23 protein-coding genes and 1 tRNA gene are annotated in these 24,474 nt (G+C 62.5%); 10 read left to right on the forward strand and 14 right to left on the reverse strand.

What is annotated here, in order from left to right:
* The first annotated feature begins 57 nt into the window (after positions 1–57).
* From GSQ75_RS15860 to GSQ75_RS15880, 5 genes are all read left to right on the forward strand, one after another.
* On the forward strand, positions 58–708 hold the full coding sequence (locus tag GSQ75_RS15860; RefSeq protein ID WP_158755859.1) for a hypothetical protein: 651 nt from the start codon (positions 58–60) through the stop codon (positions 706–708).
* The gene (locus GSQ75_RS15865; RefSeq protein WP_158755860.1) at positions 705–1,010 is read left to right on the forward strand and encodes a FliM/FliN family flagellar motor C-terminal domain-containing protein; all 306 of its coding nucleotides are present in this window, start codon (positions 705–707) and stop codon (positions 1,008–1,010) included. The genes GSQ75_RS15860 and GSQ75_RS15865 overlap by 4 nt, the downstream gene beginning before the upstream one ends.
* A 388-nt stretch (positions 1,011–1,398) precedes the next feature.
* Entirely contained in the window at positions 1,399–2,145 is a 747-nt protein-coding gene (fliP, locus tag GSQ75_RS15870) for a flagellar type III secretion system pore protein FliP (RefSeq protein ID WP_158755861.1), read from the forward strand.
* 16 nt (positions 2,146–2,161) lie between these two features.
* On the forward strand, positions 2,162–2,866 hold the full coding sequence (locus GSQ75_RS15875; RefSeq protein WP_158755862.1) for a sigma-70 family RNA polymerase sigma factor: 705 nt from the start codon (positions 2,162–2,164) through the stop codon (positions 2,864–2,866).
* A gap of 355 nt (positions 2,867–3,221) precedes the next feature.
* On the forward strand, positions 3,222–3,443 hold the full coding sequence (locus tag GSQ75_RS15880; RefSeq protein ID WP_158755863.1) for a hypothetical protein: 222 nt from the start codon (positions 3,222–3,224) through the stop codon (positions 3,441–3,443).
* Here GSQ75_RS15880 and GSQ75_RS15885 read toward each other — a convergent pair.
* The 4 genes from GSQ75_RS15885 to dtd all read right to left on the reverse strand — a co-directional run bounded on the left by GSQ75_RS15885 (position 3,414) and on the right by dtd (position 7,586).
* Complete coding sequence (locus tag GSQ75_RS15885) at positions 3,414–4,679, reverse strand: integrase arm-type DNA-binding domain-containing protein (protein WP_158755864.1); 1,266 nt, start codon at positions 4,677–4,679, stop codon at positions 3,414–3,416. The genes GSQ75_RS15880 and GSQ75_RS15885 overlap by 30 nt on opposite strands.
* Before the next feature lie 196 nt (positions 4,680–4,875).
* Positions 4,876–4,951 (reverse strand) — tRNA-Ile (locus GSQ75_RS15890).
* Positions 4,952–5,089: 138 nt separating this feature from the next.
* Positions 5,090–6,973, reverse strand: a complete 1,884-nt coding sequence (rpoD, locus tag GSQ75_RS15895; protein ID WP_158755865.1) for an RNA polymerase sigma factor RpoD — start codon at positions 6,971–6,973, stop codon at positions 5,090–5,092.
* Positions 6,974–7,145: 172 nt separating this feature from the next.
* Complete coding sequence (dtd, locus tag GSQ75_RS15900; RefSeq protein WP_158755866.1) at positions 7,146–7,586, reverse strand: D-aminoacyl-tRNA deacylase; 441 nt, start codon at positions 7,584–7,586, stop codon at positions 7,146–7,148.
* A 112-nt stretch (positions 7,587–7,698) separates the two neighbouring features.
* Here dtd and GSQ75_RS15905 point away from each other — a divergent pair, with 112 nt between their 5' ends.
* Positions 7,699–8,595 (forward strand): lipid A biosynthesis acyltransferase, encoded by an 897-nt coding sequence (locus tag GSQ75_RS15905; protein ID WP_158755867.1) that lies wholly within the window; start codon positions 7,699–7,701, stop codon positions 8,593–8,595.
* A gap of 7 nt (positions 8,596–8,602) precedes the next feature.
* On the opposite strand, the gene GSQ75_RS15910 is transcribed toward GSQ75_RS15905, so the two are convergent.
* The 4 genes from GSQ75_RS15910 to GSQ75_RS15925 all read right to left on the reverse strand — a co-directional run bounded on the left by GSQ75_RS15910 (position 8,603) and on the right by GSQ75_RS15925 (position 12,579).
* Positions 8,603–8,929, reverse strand: a complete 327-nt coding sequence (locus GSQ75_RS15910; RefSeq protein WP_158755868.1) for a tetratricopeptide repeat protein — start codon at positions 8,927–8,929, stop codon at positions 8,603–8,605.
* Entirely contained in the window at positions 8,926–10,653 is a 1,728-nt protein-coding gene (locus GSQ75_RS15915) for a glycosyltransferase family 39 protein (RefSeq protein ID WP_158755869.1), read from the reverse strand. The genes GSQ75_RS15910 and GSQ75_RS15915 overlap by 4 nt, the downstream gene beginning before the upstream one ends.
* Before the next feature lie 79 nt (positions 10,654–10,732).
* Entirely contained in the window at positions 10,733–11,764 is a 1,032-nt protein-coding gene (locus tag GSQ75_RS15920) for a CDP-glycerol glycerophosphotransferase family protein (RefSeq protein ID WP_158755870.1), read from the reverse strand.
* Positions 11,764–12,579, reverse strand: a complete 816-nt coding sequence (locus tag GSQ75_RS15925; protein ID WP_158755871.1) for a glycosyltransferase family 2 protein — start codon at positions 12,577–12,579, stop codon at positions 11,764–11,766. Before GSQ75_RS15925 ends, GSQ75_RS15920 begins: the two co-directional genes overlap by 1 nt.
* 195 nt (positions 12,580–12,774) lie before the next feature.
* Here GSQ75_RS15925 and GSQ75_RS15930 point away from each other — a divergent pair, with 195 nt between their 5' ends.
* Positions 12,775–13,788 (forward strand): glycosyltransferase family 2 protein, encoded by a 1,014-nt coding sequence (locus GSQ75_RS15930; protein WP_158755872.1) that lies wholly within the window; start codon positions 12,775–12,777, stop codon positions 13,786–13,788.
* Between the two features lie 37 nt (positions 13,789–13,825).
* On the forward strand, positions 13,826–14,677 hold the full coding sequence (locus GSQ75_RS15935) for a glycosyltransferase (RefSeq protein ID WP_158756162.1): 852 nt from the start codon (positions 13,826–13,828) through the stop codon (positions 14,675–14,677).
* On the opposite strand, the gene GSQ75_RS15940 is transcribed toward GSQ75_RS15935, so the two are convergent.
* From GSQ75_RS15940 to def, 6 genes are all read right to left on the reverse strand, one after another.
* Positions 14,659–15,666: a glycosyltransferase family 2 protein gene (locus tag GSQ75_RS15940; RefSeq protein ID WP_158755873.1), complete on the reverse strand. Its 1,008-nt coding sequence runs from the start codon at positions 15,664–15,666 to the stop codon at positions 14,659–14,661. The genes GSQ75_RS15935 and GSQ75_RS15940 overlap by 19 nt on opposite strands.
* A gap of 186 nt (positions 15,667–15,852) precedes the next feature.
* Positions 15,853–17,112: an O-antigen ligase family protein gene (locus GSQ75_RS15945; protein ID WP_158755874.1), complete on the reverse strand. Its 1,260-nt coding sequence runs from the start codon at positions 17,110–17,112 to the stop codon at positions 15,853–15,855.
* Between the two features lie 130 nt (positions 17,113–17,242).
* Entirely contained in the window at positions 17,243–18,964 is a 1,722-nt protein-coding gene (locus GSQ75_RS15950) for a glycosyltransferase family 39 protein (RefSeq protein WP_158755875.1), read from the reverse strand.
* A 116-nt stretch (positions 18,965–19,080) separates the two neighbouring features.
* Positions 19,081–20,382: a 16S rRNA (cytosine(967)-C(5))-methyltransferase RsmB gene (rsmB, locus tag GSQ75_RS15955; RefSeq protein ID WP_158755876.1), complete on the reverse strand. Its 1,302-nt coding sequence runs from the start codon at positions 20,380–20,382 to the stop codon at positions 19,081–19,083.
* 10 nt (positions 20,383–20,392) lie between these two features.
* Positions 20,393–21,334, reverse strand: a complete 942-nt coding sequence (gene fmt, locus GSQ75_RS15960; RefSeq protein ID WP_158755877.1) for a methionyl-tRNA formyltransferase — start codon at positions 21,332–21,334, stop codon at positions 20,393–20,395.
* Complete coding sequence (gene def / locus GSQ75_RS15965) at positions 21,331–21,840, reverse strand: peptide deformylase (protein WP_158755878.1); 510 nt, start codon at positions 21,838–21,840, stop codon at positions 21,331–21,333. The genes fmt and def overlap by 4 nt, the downstream gene beginning before the upstream one ends.
* Positions 21,841–22,027: 187 nt before the next feature.
* On the opposite strand from def, the gene GSQ75_RS15970 reads away from it, so the two are divergent.
* Together GSQ75_RS15970 and dprA are read left to right on the forward strand one after the other, a co-directional pair.
* On the forward strand, positions 22,028–23,197 hold the full coding sequence (locus GSQ75_RS15970; RefSeq protein ID WP_158755879.1) for a LysM domain-containing protein: 1,170 nt from the start codon (positions 22,028–22,030) through the stop codon (positions 23,195–23,197).
* Positions 23,198–23,287: 90 nt separating this feature from the next.
* The gene (gene dprA, locus GSQ75_RS15975) at positions 23,288–24,472 is read left to right on the forward strand and encodes a DNA-processing protein DprA (RefSeq protein ID WP_158755880.1); all 1,185 of its coding nucleotides are present in this window, start codon (positions 23,288–23,290) and stop codon (positions 24,470–24,472) included.
* Positions 24,473–24,474 lie beyond the last annotated feature (2 nt).

The raw sequence follows: 24,474 nt of genomic DNA on the forward strand, positions 1-24,474 counted from the left end.
GAAGTGATGGATTGGTCACGTGCATGGTGGATGCACCACGCGCCTGGCGAGGTCGACGTGCGCTCGATCGAGCCAGATAGCCTTTACTCCAAGGCGGTGATGCCGCTGGTATCAGCCAATGATGCCGGCGTGTTGGTCTTGCACCTCAACGGGAAAAGCACAGACGCTATCGGTCGTCATCTGGCCGGTGCGGCCGGTGACGAAGATGCAGGTCTGGCCCAGCGCATCGGTCAAGATGCGCTGGAGGATCTGGCTCTGCGCATTCGCCGCAAAGCGGGAGCCATGAAGGTTGCTGCCTTATGTCCAGACGTTACGCCGCTGGCTCTGGAACATGCTCGGCTGGGCGCCTATGCGGTAGCGCTGTCGTTGGGGCGGATGGAATTGGGTTTGGTCATGGATCGCCGGCTGGCCGATGGTCTTGCACCGCCATCCGCGATCAAGGGCCAGAGCCTGGTTCCACGCCAGGCAGCGATAGGGCATGCAGCACTTACCGTGACCGCCGTAATGAATTTCGGATCGATCGATTTGGCCCATTTATCCGATCTTTGCGTGGGCGAGGTCCTGGTCGGCGATCGGAAACTGGAAGACACCTTACACATCCATGTGGATGGCCACATCGCTGTCGCGAACGGGCATCTGCGTCGGCAAGGAACAAAACGTGCCGTCATGTTTGACGGCGTCAGCTCGCAGGAACTGCAAAAGTCATGAACGAAACTGTTATTGAACCTATCGAATTGGAAGAAGCCGCGTACGCATCGAGCGTGAGCGAGCCATTGATCAAGCGCAACCTCGCGCTATTGGGGCACGTTAGCGTCCGTCTGGACGTGCTCGTAGGTAGTGCACAAATCAACGTCGAAAAGTTGTTTTCCTTGAGCAAAGGCGACTCCATTGCACTGGACGCGGACTTGGATGCACCGATGGTCCTGCAGCTCGACGGCAAGCCTATTGCACGAGGGCATCTCATGGCAGTAGGGGACTCTTTCGGTTTGAAGATTACTGAAATTTTGTGAAGGCTTTGAATCAGAAAACCGCGGCACTGCGCGGTATGCCGCTTGCCCTCGCACTGAACGCGCCAGCCATTCCTTATAGGACCGATACGCCGGTGTCGGTGAGCAATCTTGCTCTGGCTATGCTGGTGACGGCTCTTGTTTTGGGCGCACTTGTGGGTGTGCTTGTTTACGTTCGCCGGCGTGGCTGGGGACTGGGCGGCCTACGTGCAAACAAACAAGCGGCTGAGGGTATTGAACTTCAGGCGACGCGACGCGTGAGCCTGTTAACTACGGCGCACGTGGTGGCCTATCGGGGACAGACGTATTTGATCGTGGAAAGTGCGCGCGGATCAACTACGACAGTGTCGCCTCTGCCTGTCGCCGCTCCAGCCTCAACAGGCGAAGCCTCATGACGAGAGGCAAGTATTTCGCATTGTTTGCGCTGTTACTGGGTGGCCTTCTCTTGCCGGTCGTGGGATGGTGTACCGATCCTATTCAGGACGCCATTGCGCGCGCTTCCAGCGAAGACTATTCGCCGATCTTGCGCTCATTCCTGCTGCTTTCGTTGCTCTCTTTGATCCCGCTGCTCGTGATTGCGATGACCGCGTTCACGCGCATTATTGTGGTCCTTTCACTGGTGCGCAGCGCCTTGGGTTTGCAGCAGACGCCGCCGAACAGCGTACTGCTTACACTGGCGATGTTTCTCACTCTTTTTGCGATGAATCCGGTATTTCAAAGCGCGAAGCAGGCCGGGCTAGATCCCTATATTCGACATGAAATATCTGCGCCCATCGCCGTTGAGCGTGTGTTCCAGCCGTTCAAGCTTTTCATGATCCAGCAGACCCATCAGGAGGATCTGCTCGCAGTCATTCGGATGGCCAAGATGACACCGCCGAAATCGGTGGATGATATCGGCGCGTTGCAATTGATTCCGGCATTCATGCTTAGCGAGTTACGCACTGCTTTCCAGATCGGCTTCGTTATATTCCTTCCCTTTCTGCTCATTGACTTGGTTGTGGCCGCTATTTTGATGGCGCTTGGCATGATCATGTTGCCGCCAACCACGGTCAGTTTGCCCTTGAAGATCCTGCTCTTTCTTCTTATCAACGGCTGGGGATTGCTGGCGCAGGCCTTGTTAAGCAGCTACCAGCACTGATTGATGAGTGGCCGCCTTGGAGAGCGAAGAGCGCGAACTATGGGACCGATGGCATACATCGCGGGATGCGGATGCCCGGCATGCACTGATCATCAAGTACTCGCCTTGGGCAAGGCTGGTCGCACGCGATGTCTATGTTCGTGTTTATGGAATCAGCGACGCATGGCACGATTGCGTACAGAATGCCCTGATCGGTTTGCTGGAAGCGATTGATCGCTTCAATCCCGACTTTGAAGCGAGCTTCCAGACCTACGCGCGCTATCGGGTCCGAGGCGCCGTGTTCAACGGGGTTAGGACGTTACGCGAAAGCACGGCGCAGGGTATGCGCAGTCTCGATCATTCGAGTGCCTTATCGGATCGGCTGCAGTCGCTGGACGATGATGACTCTTCCGATCCGCTCGAAGCTTTCGTGTCCACAGCGGTTGGGCTCGGTCTTGGATTTCTGCTGGAGTCGGGCTCCATGCAGTCCGACGTACATTCCACCGACGCCTATACGGAGCTGGAGAGGCACGAGCTGAGCACGCTGATCACTGGCGGTATTGAGCAGCTTCCACAGCGGGAACAAATGGTTCTGGTATTGCACTACTACCACTACATACCGTTTGTTGAGATAGCGACCCGTTTGGGAGTAACCAAAGGGCGGGTATCACAACTGCATAAACGTGCCATCGAGCGTTTGCGTATGCGTTTGCGAACGCGTTTGTCTATCGGACCCGATTAGCGCAGTAGTGTTAATGCTTGTTCCGGCGTGAATCAGGTCATCGCAAGTGGAACGATAAGGCCTAGCGTGTTCAAGCTAGCTATTTCGCGTTCGTTGAAAATAATGCTCGGCGGAAAATGCTTGCGATCCCGGGGCAGTCCAAATCCCTGATGCCGAGGAACTTGCAGGCGCGCGTGAGTGTGGCGCCGATCGAGTGTGGGTTATGCGACGGTTTCGAAATGACGACGTGCGGTGTTTGTACGCGGCTCACACGGCGCGATGGGAGGGTGTAATAATTTGCGAGCGAGCAGTTTCGGGGTGGCGTGCAGTGCAGACCAAGTAACGAGTCTCGTACTTCCAAACACAGGGCCATCCCATGCAAGACCGCTACACCGAAGCTATCCGTTTTGCGGAACGTGTCAGAGGCCGCGCTGACGCATTAAGCGCAGCCGCCACAAGCATTGCCGCTGCGGCGCGCGAACGCATGATCACTTCCGACGAGATCCACCAGCTGCTCGAGGTCATCGCCGACGATCTCAAGCGCACCGCCGACCAACTGCTCGACGAGTTAACTCGCCCTGCCGCTGCCGCGAACTGACCGCCTCGCCACCGGCAATAGCGCCACAGGCGTGGACGCGCGCAACCCATCAAGGTAGTCGGCCCACGCCTGCATCATCTTCTTTCGCTCGGCCAGGTACTGCGCCTTGTTGTAGATCCCGCGAATGCGGTTTTTGTCCTTGTGCGCCAGCTGACGCTCGATCGCGTCCTCGTGCCACTTGAGCTCGTTTAACGCAGTACTGGCCATGTGGCGCATACCGTGCTGCACGATCTCGCCCTTGAAGCCAAGGCGGTGCAGCGCAGCGTTGATCGTGTTGTCTGACATCGGTCGCTTGATCGTGCGCTCACCGGGGAAAACGTAACGTCCGCTGCCACTCAATGGATACAGCTCGCATAGCAGATTAACCACTTGCCGGCTCAGTGGCACCACATGCGGCTCGGCTGTAGCTTTCTTGGCCTTGCGCATTTTCAGCCGCACGGCTGGCACCGTCCACGTGGCCTTGGCCAAGTCGAACTCGATCCACTCAGCCATGCGCAATTCGCTTGGGCGCGTGAACACCAGCGGAGCGATTTTCAGCGCGTACCGTGTGACATAGCTACCCTGGTATCCATCGATCGCGCGCAACAATTCGCCAATACGGGCAGGGTCCGTGATGGTGGGGAAGTTGGCACCCTCAGCCGGTGGGATCGCGCCGATGACATCGGCAGCGGGATCACGCTCCGCTTTGCCGCTGACGATCGCAAACCGGAATATTTGACTGAGGTAGTTGCGCGTGCGGTGCGCGGTTTCCGTTGTGCCGGATTCATGGATCCGTTTCATGGTCGCGAGGATCTGTGGCGCTGTCACCGAGGCGATCGGTATCGGACCGAGCCACGGGAACACGTGCATCTCAAGCCGTCGCAGTACCTTGCCGCTGTATGTGTCCACCCATGTTGGCGATTTTTCCTTGTGCCAAAGCCGCGCGATCGCCTCGAGGCTGTTGGCCACCGCCACCTCTTGTGTCAGCTTTTCAACACGCCGCTGCATACTGGGATCGACACCGCTGGCCAGCAGCTTCCGCGCGGCATCGCGCGCGTCGCGCGCCTCAGCCACGCTGACATCGGGGAACACGCCGACACCCATCATTCGCGCCTTGCCAGCAAAGCGATATTTCAGCCGCCAGTAGCGCGCGCCGGTCGGCATCACCTGCAGGTATAGCCCCTTGCCAGCGGCAAGCCTGTACATCGTCTCGCGTGGCTTCGCGTTGCGCGCGGCCACGGCAGTCAACTCACCCATCAGCTCTCTCCTGGTGGTACATCCATGTCAAATCGACCGCTCCATCGATTTGTACCACCTAAAGTACCACCAGTCGGCGTGCGTTGCAGTGCATCTTGTTGCGACAACCTGAGACAACGAAATCAGCTATGACCTAGTCAGAGAGCCATTTTTAGCTGTGCAATGAGACCTGCTGCGTCTTGCTGATACCTATAAGTGGTGGGCCCACCAGGACTCGAACCTGGAACCAAAGGATTATGAGTCCTCTGCTCTAACCATTGAGCTATAGGCCCGCGCAAGAGCGGAAGTTTACCGTAGACCTTGTGTGCGATGGCACCGTTGTACTCGGTCAGTTCTTCCAGGCCTTACTCCCGAAACGAAACAGCCCCGCGTTGGCGGGGCTGTTTCAGTCTTGCAGGTTGCAACGGCTATCAATCGACGTCGAGGAACGAGCGCAGCTGTTCGGAGCGGCTCGGGTGACGCAGCTTGCGCAGCGCCTTCGCTTCGATCTGGCGGATCCGCTCGCGGGTGACGTCGAACTGCTTGCCGACTTCTTCCAGCGTGTGATCGGTGTTCATGTCGATGCCGAAGCGCATGCGCAGCACCTTGGCCTCGCGAGGGGTCAGCCCGGCGAGCACGTCGCGCACGGTTTCCATCAGGCCGGTCTCGGTGGCCGAGTCTACCGGCGAACTGGCGTTGCCATCTTCGATGAAGTCGCCCAGATGCGAGTCCTCGTCGTCGCCGATCGGGGTCTCCATCGAGATCGGCTCCTTCGCGATCTTCAACACCTTGCGGATCTTGTCCTCGGGCATCTCCATTTCCTTGGCCAGTTCTTCCGGCGTGGCCTCGCGGCCGAACTGCTGGAGCATCTGGCGGGAAATGCGGTTGAGCTTGTTGATCGTCTCGATCATGTGCACCGGGATACGGATGGTGCGTGCCTGGTCGGCGATCGAGCGGGTGATCGCCTGGCGGATCCACCAGGTGGCGTAGGTCGAGAACTTGTAGCCGCGGCGATATTCGAACTTGTCGACCGCCTTCATCAGGCCGATGTTGCCTTCCTGGATCAGGTCGAGGAACTGCAGGCCGCGGTTGGTGTACTTCTTGGCGATCGAGATCACCAGGCGCAGGTTGGCCTCGACCATTTCCTTCTTGGCGCGACGGGCTTTCGCCTCGCCACTGGCCATGGCGCGGTTGATGTCCTTGATGTCGATCAGCGGCAGGAACAGCTTGCGCTCGATGGTGGCGAGCTTTTCCTGTTCGGCGTCGATCGCCTCGCGGTGGGTCTTGATGTTCGGCGACCACTTCTGGCGCTTGCGGCCCAGTTCGGCCGCCCACTCGAGGTTGCCCTCGTTGCTGGGGAAGGTCTTGATGAACTCGGCCTTGGGCATCTTCACCTGCTTGACGAAGATGTCCATCAACACGCGCTCGTGGTGACGGATGTCGTTGACCACTTCGCGCAGCTTGCGCACGAAGCCGTCGATCAGTGCGGACGGCAGCTTCAGCTTGAGGAATTCCTCGGCCATCTGGTCGCGCAGCTTGACGATCTTCTTGTCGGTGATGCTTGCAGCCTTCGGCGCGGCCTTCTGGAACTTGCCGTAGTAGTCGCGCAACAGCTCCATGCGGCGCTTGACCTCTTCCGGGTCGGGACCGGTCGGGCCGGCTTCTTCCTCGTCCTCGGTCGCGGTCTCGTCGTCGTCGGCTTCCGTCTCGTCGCTGGGATCCGGCTCCGGCAGCAACAGCGCGGCGGCTTCCTTCTCCTTGCGGGCGAGGTCAGCGGCTTCTTCCAGGTCGAGGAAGCCGGCCAGGATTTCGCTGAGGCGGCGCTTGCCGTCCAGGTGCTGGTCGTATTCCTCAAGCAGCAGTTCGATCGTCAGCGGGAAGCTGGCCAGCGCGGTCTGCACCTGGCCGAGGCCTTCCTCGATGCGCTTGGCGATGGCGATTTCGCCTTCGCGGGTCAGCAGTTCGACCGTGCCCATTTCGCGCATGTACATGCGAACCGGGTCGGTGGTGCGGCCGACTTCGGCATCCACGGCGGACAGCAGGGCCACGGCTTCTTCGGCGGCGGCATCGTCGTCACCGGAGGTGTTGCCGGGTGCCGCGCCGTCGGCGATGGTGTCGGTGTCGGGTGCGGCATCGTGCACTTCGATGCCGACGCCCTTGAGTACCGCCATGATGTCTTCGATCTGCTCCGGGTCGACGATGTCGTCGGGCAGGTGATCGTTGATCTCGGCGTAAGTCAGGTAGCCCTGCTCCAGACCTTTGGAGATGAGCGCCTTGATTTCCGACTGTTGCTCATGGGGAGCTTTGCTGTTCATTAATTAACCGACCGCCGCGGGGTTCAAGAACCGGACATTATAGCGATGTGCTGCTTTTTTGACCAGTTTCAAGTGAGAAAAATTTTCAGCAAGGTACGCAAAAATCGCGCCAAATTGCGGCCTTGCAATGCTTTTGCAGGCTGCGGGCCACTTGTGGCCTGTCTGTATCCGTTCAGCCGGTGTCGAGCCAGAAAGTTACCGGGCCGTCGTTCACCAGCTGGATCTTCATATGGGCACCGAAGCGCCCGGTTTCCACCCCTGGATGCGACGCGCGTGCAAGTTCCAGCAGCCGCTCGAACCAGCGTCGGCCGTGCTCCGGCGGTGCGGCGCTGGTAAAACTGGGACGCATGCCCGAACGGGTATCGGCAGCCAGGGTGAACTGGCTGACCAGCAGCAGGCCGCCGCCGGTGTCGGTCAGCGAGCGGTTCATCTTGCCGTGGTCATCGGCGAACACGCGATAGCCGAGCAGACGTTCCAGCATGCGCTTCGCCTGCGCCTCGCCATCGTCGGGTTGCACGGCCACCAGCGCCAGCAGGCCAGGGCCGATCGCACCGACGGTTTCCTCGTCGACATCGACACGGGCGGAAAGGACGCGCTGGATCAGGGCAATCATGGCGACAGAGTAAGGATCACGTGGCTAGCTTACGGTGCTGCCGGGGGCGGTGAAAGATGCCAGATCGGTTCGGTGATCCCGGCGTGGCTGTCCGCTCCCGTAAACTGCGCGGATGCGTCCCGACATCTATCTCCTCTATCTGCTGTTGCGCCTGCTCGCGCTGCTGCCCATGCGTGTGTTGCACAGTATCGGCGGCGGCGTGGGCCGGTTGCTGCTGTGGCGGCATGGCCGCATGGTGCAGAACACCGCGGTGAACCTGCGTATCGCGCGGCCATCGCTGGATGATGCTGCGCAGATGGCGTTGTTGCGCGAGGTGATGATCGAGAGCGGCAAGTCGGTCAGCGAGATCGTCAAGGTCTGGGGCGCGGGTGCCGAGCCTGCGCTGGCGCTGGTGCGCGAGGTGCGTGGCGAGGCGTTGCTGGATGCCGCGCTGGACGCCGGCAAGGGCGTGATCATCGCGGCGCCACACTTGGGCTGCTGGGAATTGCTGAATTACTGGCTGTGCCGCAAGACCCCGATGGCGATCCTGTATCGGCCACCGCGGATCGCCGCGGTCGAGCAGCTGCTGCGCAAGGTGCGCGGCGCGCTCGCACCGGAGCAGGTGCGTGCCGATGGCGCTGGCGTGCGCACCTTGTACAAGCGGCTGGCGGCCGGTGGCACGGTCGGCATCCTGCCGGACCAGAAGCCGCGCGCTGGCGAGGGCGAGTTCGCACGCTTCTTCGGCCGCGAGGCGCTGACCATGGTGTTGCTGCCGCGGCTGGCCGCGCGCACCGGTGCGACCGTGCTATTCGCGTTTGCCGAGCGTTTGCCGCACGGAGCAGGCTATCGCATCCAGATACTGCCGGCGCCGGAGCGGCTGGCCGATGCCGATCCAGGCATCGCCTGCACTGCACTGAACCAGGGCGTGCAGGACTGCGTCGAGTTGGCCTTTGCGCAATACCAATGGCAATACAAGCGCTATTCGGCCGATGGCCTGATCAGCCCGTACGACAGAGAGCAAGAAGAGTAGGTACGCCCTACGGCCGTTCTTTTTCCAGCCTGCGCAGGAACACGGTCATTTCCTTTTCCGCCTGCTTGTCGCCGCGTTGCGCCGCCGCAGCGATACCGCTGCGCCACGCCTCGGTGGCAGCCTGCGTCTGACCAGCTGTCAGGTAGGCTTTGCCGAGCAGCTTCCATGCCGCCGAATAGGTGGGATCGAATGCTACTGCGCGCTGAAACTCATCGATGGCTTCGGCGGCCGCGCCCATACCCAGCAGCACACTGCCCAGCGAAAAGCGCAGCAGCGCGCCGTCGCGCGGACCGCCGCACTGCAGGCGCAGGCTGCTGATCAGTGCCGCATTCATGGCTGCGCGTGATAGCCCCTGTCATCGACGGGGTAGACCTGCGTCGGCTGGGCCGGCTCTGGCGGGGTAAGGCCGGCGCGCAGGTCGGCCAGCGAGGCGGCAGGCCAGACCACCAGCCACGACGAACGGAACGGCTGCACCAGCAGGGCATAGCGCAGATCGTTGGCCTCGAGCTTGCCCGGGTGTGCCACGATCAGGCCATCCGGATGGGCATGGGCAAAATCCTGCACGGCCTGATCGCCGAACAGTTCGGCGATCGGTTGGGTCAGCCGCCCTTCGAAATGGAACTCGCCTTCGTAATTGCCCAGGTAGCCGATCGGGCGCTGCGCTTGTTCTGCCTCGCTAAGCAAATGAGCGGTCGGGCTCAAGTCCCAACGCGGCCACAGGGTCAGGGTGAACAAGGCATTGAGGGCGAGCGTGCCGACCAGTCCGGCCACCGCCAGTCGGCGCAATTCGCCACGGCCGCGCAGCAACAGCAAGGCACCGAGTACCAGGAACACGACGGCGAAGTAACGACTGTACGGTGCAGCGGCATCCGGCCATTCGCCATGCACATAATTGCCGGCCACCAGCAGTGGCAGCGCGAACAGCAGCAGCGCAAAAACGATGCCGCCCACACCCAGCGGCCAAGTGCCGAACCAGGTATTGTCCGCGAGTGCCGGGCGCCGCTCGCGCAGCACTGCAATCGCGCCGGCCATCAGCAGCACGGCACCACCGAATTCCGGCAGCGGGTAATACAGCTGCTTGCCGGTGATCAGCGAGAACACGATGAAGCTGGGCAGCAACCAGCACAACGCAAAGCGCAGGCCGGGCTCGAGCGGCTTGCGCAGGCTGGCCAGGGCTAGCCAGACCCGTGGCCAGCCACTGAACGGAAACAGCAGCAACGGCAGCCACAGCAGATAGAACCAGAAGGGCTCGGCATGGTTCTGCAGGTTCTTTGCCTGCGCCAGACCGTTGACCACACGACCGGCGGTCTGGGTGAAAAACAGTTTCTGCCGGTAAGCCTCGCCACCGGAGAAGCCGGCCGGCAGCGCCCATGCCAGCAGCATTGCGCCGCCGAGCAGGAGCGCCAGCGCGCCGCGGCCGTACCAGCGTGCCCGATGCTGGCGGGCCCAGTCGTTCCACAGCGGCCCGAGCAGCCACGGAAATAGGACATGCAGCAGCATCACCGGACCCTTGGTCAGCAGGCCCAGGCCGATGCACAGGCCGAACAGCCACCAGCGCGGTTCGGCACGCCGCATCTTCGGGGTCAGGCACAGCAAGGCGGCCAGCGTCCACACCGCCAGCAGCACGTCGTACATGATCTGCAGGCCAAACAGGAACGCATAACCCAGTGCCAACAGCATCCATGGTGCCGCCTTGGCCATCCATGGCCGGCTCGGGAACAGTCGCCGCGCCAGCATCGAGATCAGCACCAGCTGCATGCCGCCGATCAGCACTTCGAGTACACGCGGCCAGACGTCATTGACACCGAACACGAACCAGCCGGCATGGATCAGCCAGAACAGCAGCGGCGCCTTCTCGCTGTACGGCTCGCCGTTGATATGCGGCACCAGCCAGTGGCCGTGCGTCCACATCTCCCACGCCACCGCCAGCGTGCGGGTCGAGTACAGTGGCATCGGTCCGTGCGAGAAGATCGCCAGCAGGGCGACCAGCGCCCACAGCGGCAGCCATGGCCATGCGGCCCGCAGGTGTTCGGAACGGCTATAGGCGCTGACTGACACGTGGCTCGCTCTTGGCGGATTTGAGGGGATTCTAGCCTGCGTCGGGTACCTGCAAGGCGATGGAGTCAGCGCTGCGTGTTCAGGCGGGTCCCCAGTAGCCGATGCGGCGACGGAGCTTTAGCTTGCGCCACAGGTTCAGCGGCTTGCGCCGGCGGTTGCGGGCGCCGGTGGCGATGAAGGCGTCGATCGCGTCAAGCACGCGTTCGCTGGAGTGGCCGTCGCGATACGGATGAATCGCGTCGGCGTAGTCGCGGATCGCCTTGAGCAGTTCCGGCGGCCTAGCCAGCGCTCGTTCGATCGCGGGCTCGAACTGTGCCGGTTCATCGATGTCAATCAGTTGCGGGCCGGGGCGGCGGTTCTTGAACGTCACCACCGGTTTGCCGGTGAGCAGGAACTCGTTGAGCGCGGACGAGGTGTCCGAGCACATCATGTCCACCTGTGGGAACAGTTCGAGGATGTTGTCGTTCTCGGCGAAGCTCAGGTATTCGTTCTGCAGCGCCTTGAACTTCGCCGTGGTCTCCGGATTCATCTTCGGGTGGAAGGTGACGATCCAGCGCCAGCGACCATCACGCGACAACCGTTTCACCTCCTCGTACAGCGTCTCGGCCGCACTCCACGAAGGTGAGAACGTCGAGTGATAGAGGATCACCGGCGGCTTGCGCACTTCCGGCAGCGGGCCGGTGATTTCCTGCATGAAGGGATCGAGCTTGGGAAAGCCGGTCTCGGTCACCGTGAAGTGGCCGACGTGGTCCGCGATTTCCTTGAACTTGGCGGTGTCGCGCGGCCCGGTCGTGCAGTACAGGTCGAAGAAGCCGCGGACGTAGATATGCCGCGGCTTGCCGGCGTCGAAGCCGTGGAACGTCTCCACCTTCACACCGGGGAAGAAATGCGGCACCGCATTGCTGGAGGTGATCACGGCGATCGGTTTCCAGCGGCGCACTTCGTCCACCGTGAGCAGGCGTTCATCCGCGACCAGATCCTCCGCGCCGGGGCCATCGAAGAACCATGCGGCCTCATCGCCGCGGACGCGGATCGCCTCCTGCAGCGGGCGCAGGATCGCCAGCGCGTAGCGCTCCGATCCGTACAGTAAATAATGTTTTTTGCTGCTCATCAGCGATCGATGCCATGCTGGGTGAGGATGTGCGCCGCTTGCGCCACCGACTCCGGGTTGTTGACCATTTCGTAGTAGCGCATGCGTTTGTACAGCGCATAGTTGGCCGCGGTCTGCGCGATCATGAAGCCGCGCCAGCCGTCGAGAAAGGCGAGCCTGAACAGATAGTCCTTGAGGAAGGCCAGCACAAACACGAACGGCGCCTGCCACATCCGCACCGGCTTGCCCTTGTCCAGCCAGTCGCGGCATTTCAGTTCGGCGTAGCGCAGCACCTTCAGCTGCTTGTGCGGCAGGGTCGGGTTGTTGACGTGGTTGAACGGTGCACGCAGCGTCGGTGCGGCGCCGTCGAAGCGTAGCGATTCGTGCACTCTTGCATCGCTCCAGCGCGCGCGGCTGCGGTGGTAAAGCCGCGCCATGCGCTCGCCGACCGCCGGGCGATACCAGCGCATCGGCCGGCCCATGTAGATCGTGCTGCGGCGCAGCCAGGCGGCCGGTGCGGCGCTTGTCATCAGTTCCGGCAGGCGCTGCTCGAGTTCCGCGGCGAGTTCCGGTGTGAGGTATTCGTCGGCATCCAGCACCAGGATCCAGTCGTGACGGCACTGCGTGGTGGCGAAATTGCGCTGCGGACCGAAGCCGAGCCAGTCCTGGTGGACGACGCGCGCGCCGTGCGCCTGTGCGATCGCTACCGTGTCGTCGTCGCTGCCGCTGTCGATCACCAGCTTCTCGACTGCAAACGGCACGCTGTCCAGACAGCGTGCGATATTGTCGGCCTCGTTGTGGGTGATGATGGCGAGGGTCAGCGGGAAGGTGGACATGCAACGGATTCTAGCCGATCCCCTCGGATGCCTGGTCGCGATGGTTGCCCATAGGTGACAGGGATGGGTCGCTGTCCGCAACGGCTGACATATCCTTTGAGTTCGATATGATGGGCGGATGGCACGAGCTGCTGGCAACTAGTGTTGGGGACACGTTGTCTCATCAGGCAGTAGTCACCTCCGGAGTGGGCGCGAATGAGCGACAACGTGAGCGAAGGCCTCCTGGCAGAGCCGCCCTTTTCGAAAGAGGCTGCGGTTGATCCAGCGACTGCCAGCCACGACCGCGGCGCGGGGGGGCAGGCAACCACGTTCGCGGTGGTCATCACCAGCTACAACTATCGCGATTTCGTGCTGGAAGCCGTGGAAAGTGCGCTGGCGCAGAGCCGCAAGGCGGTGCAGGTCATCGTGGTCGACGACGGTTCCACCGATGGGTCGGATGCTTTGCTGCGCGAACATTATGCTGCCGACGAACGGGTCACCCTGATCAGCGGAGTCAACGGTGGCCAGCTCAGTGCGTTCCAGCGTGGAGTGAACGCGGCGCGGGCGGAGGTCATCTGCTTCCTCGATTCGGATGATCGCTGGGAGCCGGCGTATCTGGCCCATCTCGGCGCGTTGTACGACACGCGGGCGGATATTGACTTTGTGTTTTCCGATCTGCAGTTGTTCGACCAGCAGGATCGGGTGATGAAATTTCACGACCACGCGGTCGACCTCGGCTACACCGCAATCAGCACCTATGTGCTGACGCAGTGGTATGGCGCCCCCTCCTCTGCGTTGTCGATGCGCGCGCGGTGGGCGCGGCAGGCACTGGATCTTCCAGACTCGTTCCAGCGGACTTGGCGGCTGTCGGCAGACAATTGCCTGGTGTTCGGCTGCAGCGTACTCGGCGCACACAAATACTACCTGCCGACCGGTTGCGTCCGTTACCGCATCCACGGCGCGAACGGCTGGTGGTCGAACGAGTCGCCGCGGCTCGAGTACATCAACAAGATGACCTCCAGTGCGCTGATCCAGCATTACGCCGCAAGGGTCGGCATGGGTCCCGAGTGCATCGAGTTCAGCAAGCTGGAATTCATGACCAAGCCACGGCCGCCGTGGAAGGAGACCAAGCGCTATGTCAGGCTGGTGATGATGCGACGGGTATCACCATGGCGAAAATGGGAGCGCGCGGTGAACATTCTCCGGCGCGGCTGGAGGCTGCGTGGCTGATACCACGACCATGCGTGAGGTGGGCGCGGTCCCAGCGATGCGTATCAGTGTCGCGGTGATCACCTACAACTGGCCTGCGGCGCTGGAGCTGGTGCTGCGGGCGCTGGCCGCGCAGACCGAGTTGCCCTACGAGGTGATCGTCACCGACGATGGTTCGCAGCCCGCCACGCGCGAACTGCTTGAGCGCATCGCGCAGGACTATCCGGTGCGCCTGGTGCATTTGTGGCAGCCAGACGATGGCGCGCGCATGAGTCGCGCACGCAATCGCGCGATTGCCGCCGCACAGGGCGATTACATTATCCTGCTCGACGGAGACATGGTGGCTGAGCGGCACTTCATCGCCGATCACCGGTTGTTTGCACGCCGTGGCTGTTTCGCGCAGGGGTCGCGCGTGTTGACCAATGAAGATCTGGCCCGGCGCATGCTGGAGCATGGCGTGTTGATGCCGGGCTTTTTCAGCCGTGGCATCGATCGACGGCGTCACACGCTGCACATGCGGGTAATGGCTTACTGGTATGCCAAGCCCAGCACCAAGCGGCGTGGTATCAAGAGCTGCAATATGGGGTTCTGGCGTGATGACCTGCTGCGCATCAACGGATTCAACGAGGCGATGACCGGTTGGGGCCGCGAGGATACCGAGTTGGCTGCACGCGCCTTCCACGCTGGCCTGTTCCGGTGCGACCTCCGTTTCAGCGCGCTGGCGACGCATCTCTACCATCGCACCCGCAAGCATGTCGTTGACAATCCGAACGACTTGATCGTTGACGACACGCGTGCGCGTCAGTTGATCCGTTGCGAACACGGTCTCGACCAGCACCTGGCCGAATTCACAACCGCTCCGGCTGACCTTCGTTCAGTTCAACGCACAGTTCAACGCACCCTGGCCTGAGCCGAACCCGGGCGCTCGGTAAGGCTGCGTGGTTGGCGACTAGGCATATGCGTACTTGTACTTGGCAGAGGCGGCGTCAGAGCGTGGGTCGAAGAGGCATGCATAGCCTGTGGCTGTGGACTGGGTCGCGTGGTGAGCGCCGATGACACTGCTGAAGATCCCCACGCGACCCACTTGATGAAATGCTTGCGCTGGAGCAACAGGGCGTAGACAAGTGCGACAGGCAAAGCAGCCAGCATGATCTTGATGAGGTAGCCCCAGCCCGCGCCATTGCCCAGGTATTTGCAGATGGCCAAGTGGCGGGAGCGTACGTAATGAAAGGACCTTATGAAGCTGACTCGCAAGCTCGGTGCGGACGATGCTCCCCCGGCATGCCATGCGTTGGCCGCCGGTTCCAACAGACATTCAAAGCCTGCCTTTTGCATGCGCAGACACAGGTCATCGTCTTCGTAAAACAGAAAGAAATTCTCATCGAACCCACCGATATGGCGGAACGCTTCCGCTCGCAACAGCAGGCAGCAGCCATTCAGCCACTGGGCACAGCAGATGGCGTTAGCTACCCGGTATGGTTTTTTCGGTGGAGTTTCGTAGAAGGCGGGACGAAAGCATTTTTGAGGCTTCTGGTTATCCCGCCAGCTTTGTGGCGCCACGATTCCAGCCGAAGGATAGCGGTGCAGCGCATCCATCAGGGTCAGCAGTCCATCGGGTTTTATGTTGCAATCGGGGTTGAGCAATAGGGCAAACGGGGTCTGAACCTGTGCCATTGCTTCATTATTGGCCTTGCCGAACCCACCGTTGTCCGCTCGTTCGATGATCCTAGCTTGTGGCATCAGCTTACGCACGGTCGATGTCGTGCCGTCTTTGCTGCCGTTGTCAATCACCAGCACATGGGGAAAAGGCTGCAAAGTGGCGGCAAGGGACTCGATAAGCGCCTGACTATGGTAGGTGACGCATATGATCGTCACTTGCTCAAAGGGGTTGCGATGCATTATCGGGGCCTCATTTGGATCTCTCCTGATTCCCCATGAGTCTCATCCTGACTTGGGTGACTTCCGTATTGGTGCTGGTTTACGACTTTCTTGTGCAGCTTCCGAGCATATGCGTGAAGATGCAATGATTACGCAGCCATTTATCCGCAATGTATAAGGTCGCCCATGAATGGAACATGTCGGCCATCAGGAAACCTCTTGAAGTGCTCCCTGTTTCCCGGCCAGCGGGATGCAACCCAGCAAAAGAATGAACAAGTGACGGTGTGAGAAGTCGTCCCAAAGACAGTTTGCGAGCCCGGCCGTCACGTAGATCAACAGGATACAGGCATAGATATCACGCTCCGGCCGGTTCAGGCGCACTATGTAGCGTGCCAGTGCCACCAGTAACAACAGATACACCAGCAAACCCGCAAATCCCTGTTCGGCCAGGATCAGCAGCATTTCCTGATGTGGATGTCCCATCAGGAAGGCATTGAAATCCGGGAGTCCCTCGATCGATTGCCGGTACAGCGGCGCCCATTGGCTCAGGCCGTGACCGAACACCGGAGCCGCGGCAATGATCGGGAGGGTGCGTCGCCACAATTCAAGACGAATGCCGGTGGAGGTCGGTGTCCGCTGGCTGACATAGAGCTCGGCTTCATGCGCGACCGATACGACCAGCCGCTCTCGAACCGCTGGCGTAAACCATACGATGGCTACGGCGGCGACAGCCAGGGTGCAGACGGTCAATACGGAACGCCAGCTCACGCGATCCTTGATGAGGGTGCGCCAACCCCAATACGCCAGTAGCGGGACAAGGGTCAGATAGGCCGTGCGGCTTTCGAGCACCGATGTGATGTTGATCAATACCAGCGCGGCCACCGCCGAGAAAAAGATCTTTCGGGGCCTGGATCGTGTGGTCATGGCCGCAGCCAAGGCCATGGATCCCAAAACAAGCAGGGCCACGCCTTGCTGGGTGTATTCCTTGAATACAGTATTGCGCATGGCCGGCTCTGAGTGAGCCAGCGCGCGCTGGGGAATCAAGCCCAGGTCCATGCCGTAGGAGATCAGCATTACCAGTCCCACGGCCAGGGCAAACGCAGCGAGTGCACGCCAGCGCCACTGCGATGTCTGCAGCAGCGAGCCCAGAACCAGGGGGTACCAGCATGCCCACACAAATGAGCCGGCCAGCGGCAGGACGGAGGTGGTGTACCAAGTGTGCACGGCACTCAGTATCAGCACCCCCGACCACAGCAGGGCGCCCTGCGCCACAGGATTGCGCGCGGCGACCAGCCAGCGTTGGCGTACGTCATTGCCGAGCAACGAAAAGACCACGCTCAATACAAGAGCAATATTGGTCGCAGGCTTGTTGAGGGGAACAACAAAAAGGCTGGCGACGGCGCACCATTGCCCTGCGATACGCACGGCATTGCGAATGCTAGTGAGGGGACGGGCCTGGGTACTCATTAAGGACGAGATGTCATCACCTGCATACGGCGTGCGGTGACTGACATGCTGGCCGGCGCTGGGCTCAACGTGGGCGCCACGAAGTGAGCAAGTTTATAGACGGGGGATAGGCCTTGCAAAGGTTCAACTCTCAGTAGTCAGTGTCGTCATTGGCACTTCCAGCGATGTGCAAGGTACAGCCGGCAACCACCGCATTGGCCTTGAACATCCACCACTCGCGCCGATTGGCGTGGCCGACATAGACGGCATGGTGGCGATCCACACAAGGACCCATCGCCTCGTCCAGGCTGAAAATCCAGCGATGGGCCGGATCCTGCCGCAGCCAGGCGATGGCGTCGGCGTATTGCTGCGGCCACGGCTCCAGGAAGCCGAATTCGGTGACCGGACCCTGCGCCATCAGCAGGTTCTGCTCCTTCCATGCCAGCAGGCCGATCGTCGCATCGGGCCCGGCGATGGCGCGTGCCCGCAGCATCACGTCACGCGCCGAGCGATCGCCGTTGAGCATGGGATAACCCCACAGGCCGTAGAGCCCCCACAGGATGAAGGTGAACAGCAGCCAGCCTAGCGCCGCACGGCGCACCCGGGTAAACGCGGCAACGAAGAGGCCGGCCAGTCCCATGCTCAGGAACAACCACCAGATCTGTGGGTCCAGGCTTTGTTCCAGCTGGACCGCCCATTTCGGGTGCATGTGCAGGGCCAGTGCCGCTGCGGTGGTCAGCGCGGTGGCCAGCAGCAGGGTCAGCGCAAACACCGCAACGCGCACGCCGTGCTTGCGCAACAGTCCGGGCAGCAGCGGCGCCAGCGCTAGCGCGGTGATCGGCAGCGCCGGCAGGATGTAGACGTCGCGCTTGCCCGGGCTGAACGAGAAGAACAGCAGCAGCAACACGATCCAGCCCAATGGCAGCAGGAAACGTGCATCCCGCCGTTTGAGCCGGCGCCACCATGCCGGCAGCGCCCACGGCAGCAGCAGCGACAGCGGCAGCCAGTCGACCACGATGATGCCGAAGAAATAGAACGGCGAATGCAGATGCCCGGTCGGCGTGGCGTAGCGATGCACGGTCTGTCCGAACAGGATGTTTTGCACATATCCGGCATGTTGCGGATCGCCGTCGGCGCGCGCGACCAGCAGCATCGGCAACAGCCACGCCAGGATCGGTATCAGGAACAGCGCCAGCCCACCGACCCAGCGCCAGCCGCCTTCCGGCAACGCCAATTGATGCCAGTGGCCGCGTCGGGCGATCAGGTACGGAATCAGCAGCAGCAAGGCCAGCACGCCGACGCCCTTGGTCGCCACGCCGACGCCGGCAAAGAAGCAACCGACGGCGAACCAGCGCCATGACGGCCCGAGCAGCAAATGGCGCAGCAGGCCGTAGTTGGCCAGGGTGATCCAGCCCAATAGCAGCGGATCGATCTGCGCGTTGCGCATCTGGTAGCCGAAGTGGATGGTCACCAGCATTGTGACCGCGGCGAGTAGGGCGCTGCGGTGGTTCCACAGCCGACGGGCGAGGTCGTAGACGAGAGCCAGCGAGCCCAGTGCGGCGACCAGTGAGGGCAGCAGGAACGCCACTCGCCAGGATCCGGTGAACAGGTAGGCCAGCGCCTGCAGCCACATGAATACCGGCGGCTTGTCCGGATACAGCTCGTGGCCACGGTGCGGGAATAGCCATTGACCGTGTTCGACCATCCAGTGCGCGACCAGCGCGAAGCGTGGTTCGTCGGACGGCCATGGATCACGCAGGCCGATGCCGAGGCCAAGTAGCAGCAGCGCGAACCCACCGAACAGGAGCAATTCCCGGCGGGCGCTGTTCAGCCATAGCGGGCGCGCATGGGACAGGGGGACGCGAGGCTTCACGGATCAGGTGGTTTTTGTCAGCGGTGGTGAACGAAGCCAAGCATAGCCCGGCAGTCAGGGTTATCCGAGCGTGCTTGGTCGCGTGGCCCGGTGCTGTCACTAGCCGAAAAATGGGCCTAGGTGCGCTTCTGCAGCACCGCGTAATACATGCCGTCGAGGTCACCGTCGCCGGGCAGGATCTGCCAGCCTACTGCCGCCGCGTGGCCCTCTGGCAACGTGAATGCCATGGCCTGCGCATCCGGCTGGGCGGCCAGCAGTTCGCCGACGATCGCCTCGTTTTCTGCGCGCAATACCGAGCAGGTGATGTAGACCAGCCGGCCACCTGGCGCGAGCAGAGGCCACAGTGCGGACAGGATCCGGCGCTGCTGCTCGCGCATGGCGGCGATATCGCTTTCGCGACGATGCAGCCGTACATCGGGGCGCCGCCGCAACACGCCGGTGGCCGAACAAGGTGCATCAATCAGGATGCGATCAAACAGCTGCCCCTTCCACCAGCCGGCCGTTGCGCCGGCGTCGCCGATCACCACCTTGGCATTCAGCCGCAACCGCATCAGGTTCTGGCGGATCCGTTCGGCGCGCTTGGCATCGAATTCCAGCGCGGTCAGGTCGATATCGGCGCGCTCGAGCAGGTGGCAGGCTTTGCCACCGGGAGCAGCGCAGGCATCGAGGACACGCAGCCCATCCTTGAGGTCGGCCAGGTCGGCAGCCACCTGTGCGGCGCCGTCCTGCACGGCAAACAGGCCATCCTCAAAACCGGGCAGGCGGGTGACGTCGGTGCTGTGCGGCAGCACCAGGGCGTCACTCAGCCAGGGATGGGCCGTGACCACTTGGCCAGCGCCTTGCAGCAGATCGATCAGGGCTTGTCGCTGGCTGCGCTGGCGGTTGACGCGCAGCATCAGCGGCGGTTCGCGGTTATCGGCGGCCATCACCGTCTCGGCCAATTCGGGCCAGTCGCGTTGCAGCGCCGCCGCCAGCCACGCCGGATGCGCGTGGCGGGTCTGCGGCTTGGCATCGAGTTGGGCGATCAGGGTTTCGCGTTCGCGCTGCCAGCGGCGCAGCACGGCATTGGCCAGTCCGGCCAGCTGCGGTCGCTGCAATGCGCGCACCGCCTCGACCGTGGCGGCCACCGCCGCATAGTCCTGCAGTTCGAGGATTTCCAGCTGGACCAGGCCCAGCACCAGCAGGGCGTGGATCGCCGGATCCTTGTGGCGCAGGGACTTTTCCAGCAGGCCGTCGATCGCCGCGTCGAAGCGCAGCCACCAGCGAGCGCCTTCGCTCAGCAAAGCCATCAGCAGGGCGCGGTCACGCGGATCAGCCAGGCGCGGCGCGTTGCGCTCCATCACGTCACGCAGCGAGGCGCCACGCAGGGCGACCTCGGCCAGCCCCTTGGCCGCCAGTGCACGGGTATCGGTTTTCATCGGACGTGTTTCATCGGAGCTGGCGCAGTTCGGGGCGGGCGTTGAGGTAGTCGACCGCGCCAATGCGTTTGCCGCCGGCGCGCTGCAAGAAGGTGACGCGCAGCGCGCCGCGGCCGCAGGCGAGGTCGATGCCATCGCGCCCGGCGGCGAGTACGTCACCGGGCGCAGCGTGATGATCGAATTCGATCGCCTGCGCGGCCCAGATCCGCAACGGCTCGCCGGCGATCTCGCCTTCGGCGACCGGCCACGGATCGAAGGCGCGCACCTGGCGTTCCAGCTCGATCGCAGGCTTGTTGAAATCGAGTTTCGCTTCGGCCTTGTCCAGCTTGTGTGCGTACAACACGCCTTCTTCCGGTTGCGGTGTGGCGGCCAGCGTCTCGCCGGCCAGTACCTGGCGCAGGCCCTCGGCTAGCACCTCGGCGCCCAGCGCGGACAGGCGATCGTGCAGCGAGCCGCCGGTGTCCACGCGGGCAATCGGGGTACGCCGCTGCAGCAGGACCGGGCCGGTATCCAGGCCGGCTTCCATCTGCATCAGGTCGATGCCGCTTTCGCTGTCGCCAGCAAGGATCGCGCGCTGGATCGGCGCGGCGCCACGCCAGCGTGGCAGCAGGCTGGCGTGCACGTTCCAGCAGCCCAGGCGCGGAATTGCCAGCACCTTGCGCGGCAGGATCAGGCCGTAGGCGACCACCACCAGCAGGTCGGGTTGGTACGCCGCCAGCGCCTGTTGCGCCTCGGCGGATTTCAGCGACTCGGGCTGTTCGACCGCCATGCCGGCCGCCAGTGCAGCGTGCTTGACCGGACTCGGGGTTAGCTTGCGGCCGCGGCCCGCGGGGCGATCGGGCTGGGTATACACGACCACGACCTCGGCGCCACTGGCACGGCAGGCTTCGAGGCAGGGGACGGAAAATTCCGGGGTGCCGGCGAAGACCAGCCGCAAACCTGGGCTATTCAAGCACTCGCCGCCTGCTTGCGCTGCTTGTCCAGCCGTTTCAGCAGCAGCGCGCGCTTCAGCGACGACAAATAGTCGACGAACACCTTGCCGTCCAGATGATCCAGCTCATGCTGGATGCACACCGCCAGCGGACCCTCGGCCTCGACGATGATCTCGTTGCCCGCAACGTCCTGCGCCTTCACCTTCACCTTGAGCGCGCGAGTGACGTCGGCGTACAGGCCGGGGAACGACAGGCAGCCCTCCTGATAGACCTGCGAGCCCTCCTTTTCAAGGATTTGCGCATTGATCAGCGCCAGCGGCTGCTTGCGGTCGTCGCTCATGTCGGCCACCAGCACACGCTGGTGCACATCAACCTGGGTGGCCGCCAGCCCGACGCCATTGGCGGCGTACATGGTTTCGAACAGGTCGGCGACGAACTGCTTCAGCTTGGCGTCGAACACACGCACCGGCTCGGCACGGGTACGCAGGCGGGGGTCGGGGAATTCGAGAATGGAAAGTATCGACATGGATTTTGCCTCGGCGCCAAAAGTGCGGGCGGTTTGGTAAAAGCCACCCCCGGCGCGATCTAGAATGTCCCTTATTGTACGTCGGCAAACATCCGAGCGCAGACGATTTTTGCCAACTGAAACCAGTTGCGTGCGTTAACCATTCGGTTACACTCGACCGAGCTCTGGGGAAGGGGGATTCCCACCAATGATCAGAAAGCTATTCGTCTTGCTGGCCGGCATGCTGGTCACCGTGGCCGTGTACGCGGCAGGTGCACAGCTGCGCGCCAATCATCCGGACAGTTATGTCGTGCGCCGGGGTGACACCCTCTGGGATATCTCCGCCAAATTCCTGTCCAAGCCATGGCTGTGGCCGGAGATCTGGCAGGCCAACCCGCAGGTCCGCAATCCCCACCTGATCTACCCCGGTGACGTACTCAACCTGTCCTTCATCAACGGGCCGCGGCTGGGGCTGGAGCCGAGCGTGCATCGCGAAGGCGAAGCCGTGACGGCGATTCCGCTGTCCGAGCTGAAGATGTTTCTCAAGGACACGCGGGTGATGGATTCCAGTGCCGTCAGTTCCGCACCGTATGTGGTCGGCCTCGAGGAGGCGCGCCTGGCTGGCACGGTAGGCCAGAACCTCTACGTGCGCGGCCTGCAGGGTGAGCCGGGCCAGCGCTGGGCGATCGTGCGGCCGACCCACATACTGCGCGGGTTTGACCAGGACGATCCGGGCAAGGCCGATCTGGTTGCCCATACGCTCGACAGCGATGCGTCGATGGTGGATGCACCTTGGCGCGAGGACACCAACAACTATGGGCATTACGGCGGTGATGCCGCCCTCGGTGTCGAGATCAGTGATGGGCATCACCACAGCCGTGGCGCTGACCTTGGTGTCGAGGTCAGCGTGATCGGTACGGCCGAGACGCTGCGCATGGGCGATCCGTCCACGCTGCTGCTGCTCGACTCGACGGTGGAAATCCGCACCGGCGATCGTGTGATGCCGTACGACGACACGCCATACGACCCGTATTTCTACCCGCATGCACCGAAGTCGGTGCCCGCCGACGCCAGAGTGATCGGCTTCGCCGATGCGATGGACGCAGTCGGCTCACGCCAGGTGGTACTGCTGTCGATGGGCGCCAAGGACGGGGTCGACAATGGCCAGACGTACTCGATCTACGAGCCAGGCGAAGCCATCCATGACGACGTGGCGAGCAGCAGCTGGCATCGTGGCGTGGGCAAGATGGTCCAGCTGCCGGACGAATATGTCGGCCATGTGATGGTGTTCCGCACCTTCAACCGGGTCAGCTATGGCCTGGTCATGGATAGCTTGCGGCCGGTGCATGTTGGTGGTCGTCTGCGCGCGCCGGATTAACCCGGCGCGTCGATATCGGTGTTTTCCTACAGCACGGCGCGGCCACCACCGCGCCGTTTCTTTTTGTGTCCGCTTCGTACACTGCAATGCATGAATGACATGGATGAACTGCGTGCATGGATGATCGCGCTACGGACGCCGGGGCTTGGGCCTGGCAGCCTGCGGGAACGACTGGCTGCGGCCGATAGCGACATCAAGGCGGTGCTGGTGCAGTTGCATGGCCTCGCCGCATCGCTTGGCGAGCCGGCACAGGCGTGGCTGGCGCAGCCGGACGAAGCCCGACTGGATGCTGACCTGGCGTGGCTGGCCACGCCGGGCCATCGGCTGCTGCGTTGCACCGAGGTGGATTTCCCGCCACAGCTGGAGAACATCCCGCAACCGCCTGCCGCGCTGTTCGTGGCCGGTGACGCCAGCCTGCTGCTCTATCCGCAGGTCGCCATCGTGGGTGCGCGCAGCGCCAGTGCGGCCGGATTGGCGCATGCCCGCGCATTCGCCCGCGCATTGGCGCAGGCCGGCTTCATGATCACCAGCGGCATGGCTGATGGCATCGATGGTGCTGCCCATGCGGCTGCGCTGGATGCCGGTGCGGCGACACTGGCGGTGATCGGTACCGGCCCGGACCGGGTCTATCCACGCAAGCATCATGCGCTGGCCCAGCGCATCGCCAGGCACGGCGCGCTGGTTAGCGAGTTCCCGCCGGGTACGCCGGCGCGGGCCGATCATTTCCCGCGCCGCAACCGGATTATTGCCGGCCTTGCGCTGGGCACGCTGGTCATCGAGGCCGGGCTGCGCTCTGGTTCGCTGATCACGGCGCGATTGGCTGCTGAGCAGGGGCGTGAGGTGTTCGCGCTGCCCGGTTCCATTCATAATCCGCTCGCCCGCGGCTGTCACCGCCTGATTCGTGAGGGTGCACGACTGGTGGAGAGCGCCAGCGAGATTGTCGAGACATTGGCGCCGGCAGCGCGCATGCTGGGCGGTGAACTGGCGGTTCGGTTGTTGACGGAATCGGCGGGTGTGACAGTCGGTTCGCCACTGGAAAGGCCCGTGGCGAATCCTGCGGGCGTCCTCCCAAGGGGGTTCGAAAATCCCGAATATCGGCAGTTATTGCTGGAACTTGGCCATGAACCGGCGACGTTGGACGAACTTGTGCAACGTACCGGGCAATCTGCCGCCGCCTTGTCCTCGCTACTGTTGATGCTGGAACTGGAGGCAAGGATCGAGAGCCTGCCGGGCAATCGCTTTCAACGGTTGCCGGACGGATCTTTTGCTGGCTGAGC

The sequence above is a fragment of the Dyella sp. S184 genome (genome assembly GCF_009766065.1).
GTDB lineage: Bacteria > Pseudomonadota > Gammaproteobacteria > Xanthomonadales > Rhodanobacteraceae > Rhodanobacter.

Coding starts and splice junctions, on each gene's coding strand:
- GSQ75_RS15910 (WP_158755868.1), bottom strand. CDS start 8,929: ATGAATGCGGCACTGATCAGCAGCCTGCGCCTGCAGTGCGGCGGTCCG.
- GSQ75_RS15885 (WP_158755864.1), bottom strand. CDS start 4,679: ATGGGTGAGTTGACTGCCGTGGCCGCGCGCAACGCGAAGCCACGCGAG.
- dtd (WP_158755866.1), bottom strand. CDS start 7,586: ATGATTGCCCTGATCCAGCGCGTCCTTTCCGCCCGTGTCGATGTCGAC.
- dprA (WP_158755880.1), top strand. CDS start 23,288: ATGAATGACATGGATGAACTGCGTGCATGGATGATCGCGCTACGGACG.
- rpoD (WP_158755865.1), bottom strand. CDS start 6,973: ATGAACAGCAAAGCTCCCCATGAGCAACAGTCGGAAATCAAGGCGCTC.
- GSQ75_RS15930 (WP_158755872.1), top strand. CDS start 12,775: ATGAGCGACAACGTGAGCGAAGGCCTCCTGGCAGAGCCGCCCTTTTCG.
- def (WP_158755878.1), bottom strand. CDS start 21,840: ATGTCGATACTTTCCATTCTCGAATTCCCCGACCCCCGCCTGCGTACC.
- GSQ75_RS15865 (WP_158755860.1), top strand. CDS start 705: ATGAACGAAACTGTTATTGAACCTATCGAATTGGAAGAAGCCGCGTAC.
- GSQ75_RS15970 (WP_158755879.1), top strand. CDS start 22,028: ATGATCAGAAAGCTATTCGTCTTGCTGGCCGGCATGCTGGTCACCGTG.
- GSQ75_RS15920 (WP_158755870.1), bottom strand. CDS start 11,764: ATGAGCAGCAAAAAACATTATTTACTGTACGGATCGGAGCGCTACGCG.
- rsmB (WP_158755876.1), bottom strand. CDS start 20,382: ATGAAAACCGATACCCGTGCACTGGCGGCCAAGGGGCTGGCCGAGGTC.
- GSQ75_RS15945 (WP_158755874.1), bottom strand. CDS start 17,112: ATGAGTACCCAGGCCCGTCCCCTCACTAGCATTCGCAATGCCGTGCGT.
- GSQ75_RS15905 (WP_158755867.1), top strand. CDS start 7,699: ATGCGTCCCGACATCTATCTCCTCTATCTGCTGTTGCGCCTGCTCGCG.
- GSQ75_RS15940 (WP_158755873.1), bottom strand. CDS start 15,666: ATGCATCGCAACCCCTTTGAGCAAGTGACGATCATATGCGTCACCTAC.
- GSQ75_RS15925 (WP_158755871.1), bottom strand. CDS start 12,579: ATGTCCACCTTCCCGCTGACCCTCGCCATCATCACCCACAACGAGGCC.
- GSQ75_RS15935 (WP_158756162.1), top strand. CDS start 13,826: ATGCGTATCAGTGTCGCGGTGATCACCTACAACTGGCCTGCGGCGCTG.
- fliP (WP_158755861.1), top strand. CDS start 1,399: ATGACGAGAGGCAAGTATTTCGCATTGTTTGCGCTGTTACTGGGTGGC.
- GSQ75_RS15880 (WP_158755863.1), top strand. CDS start 3,222: ATGCAAGACCGCTACACCGAAGCTATCCGTTTTGCGGAACGTGTCAGA.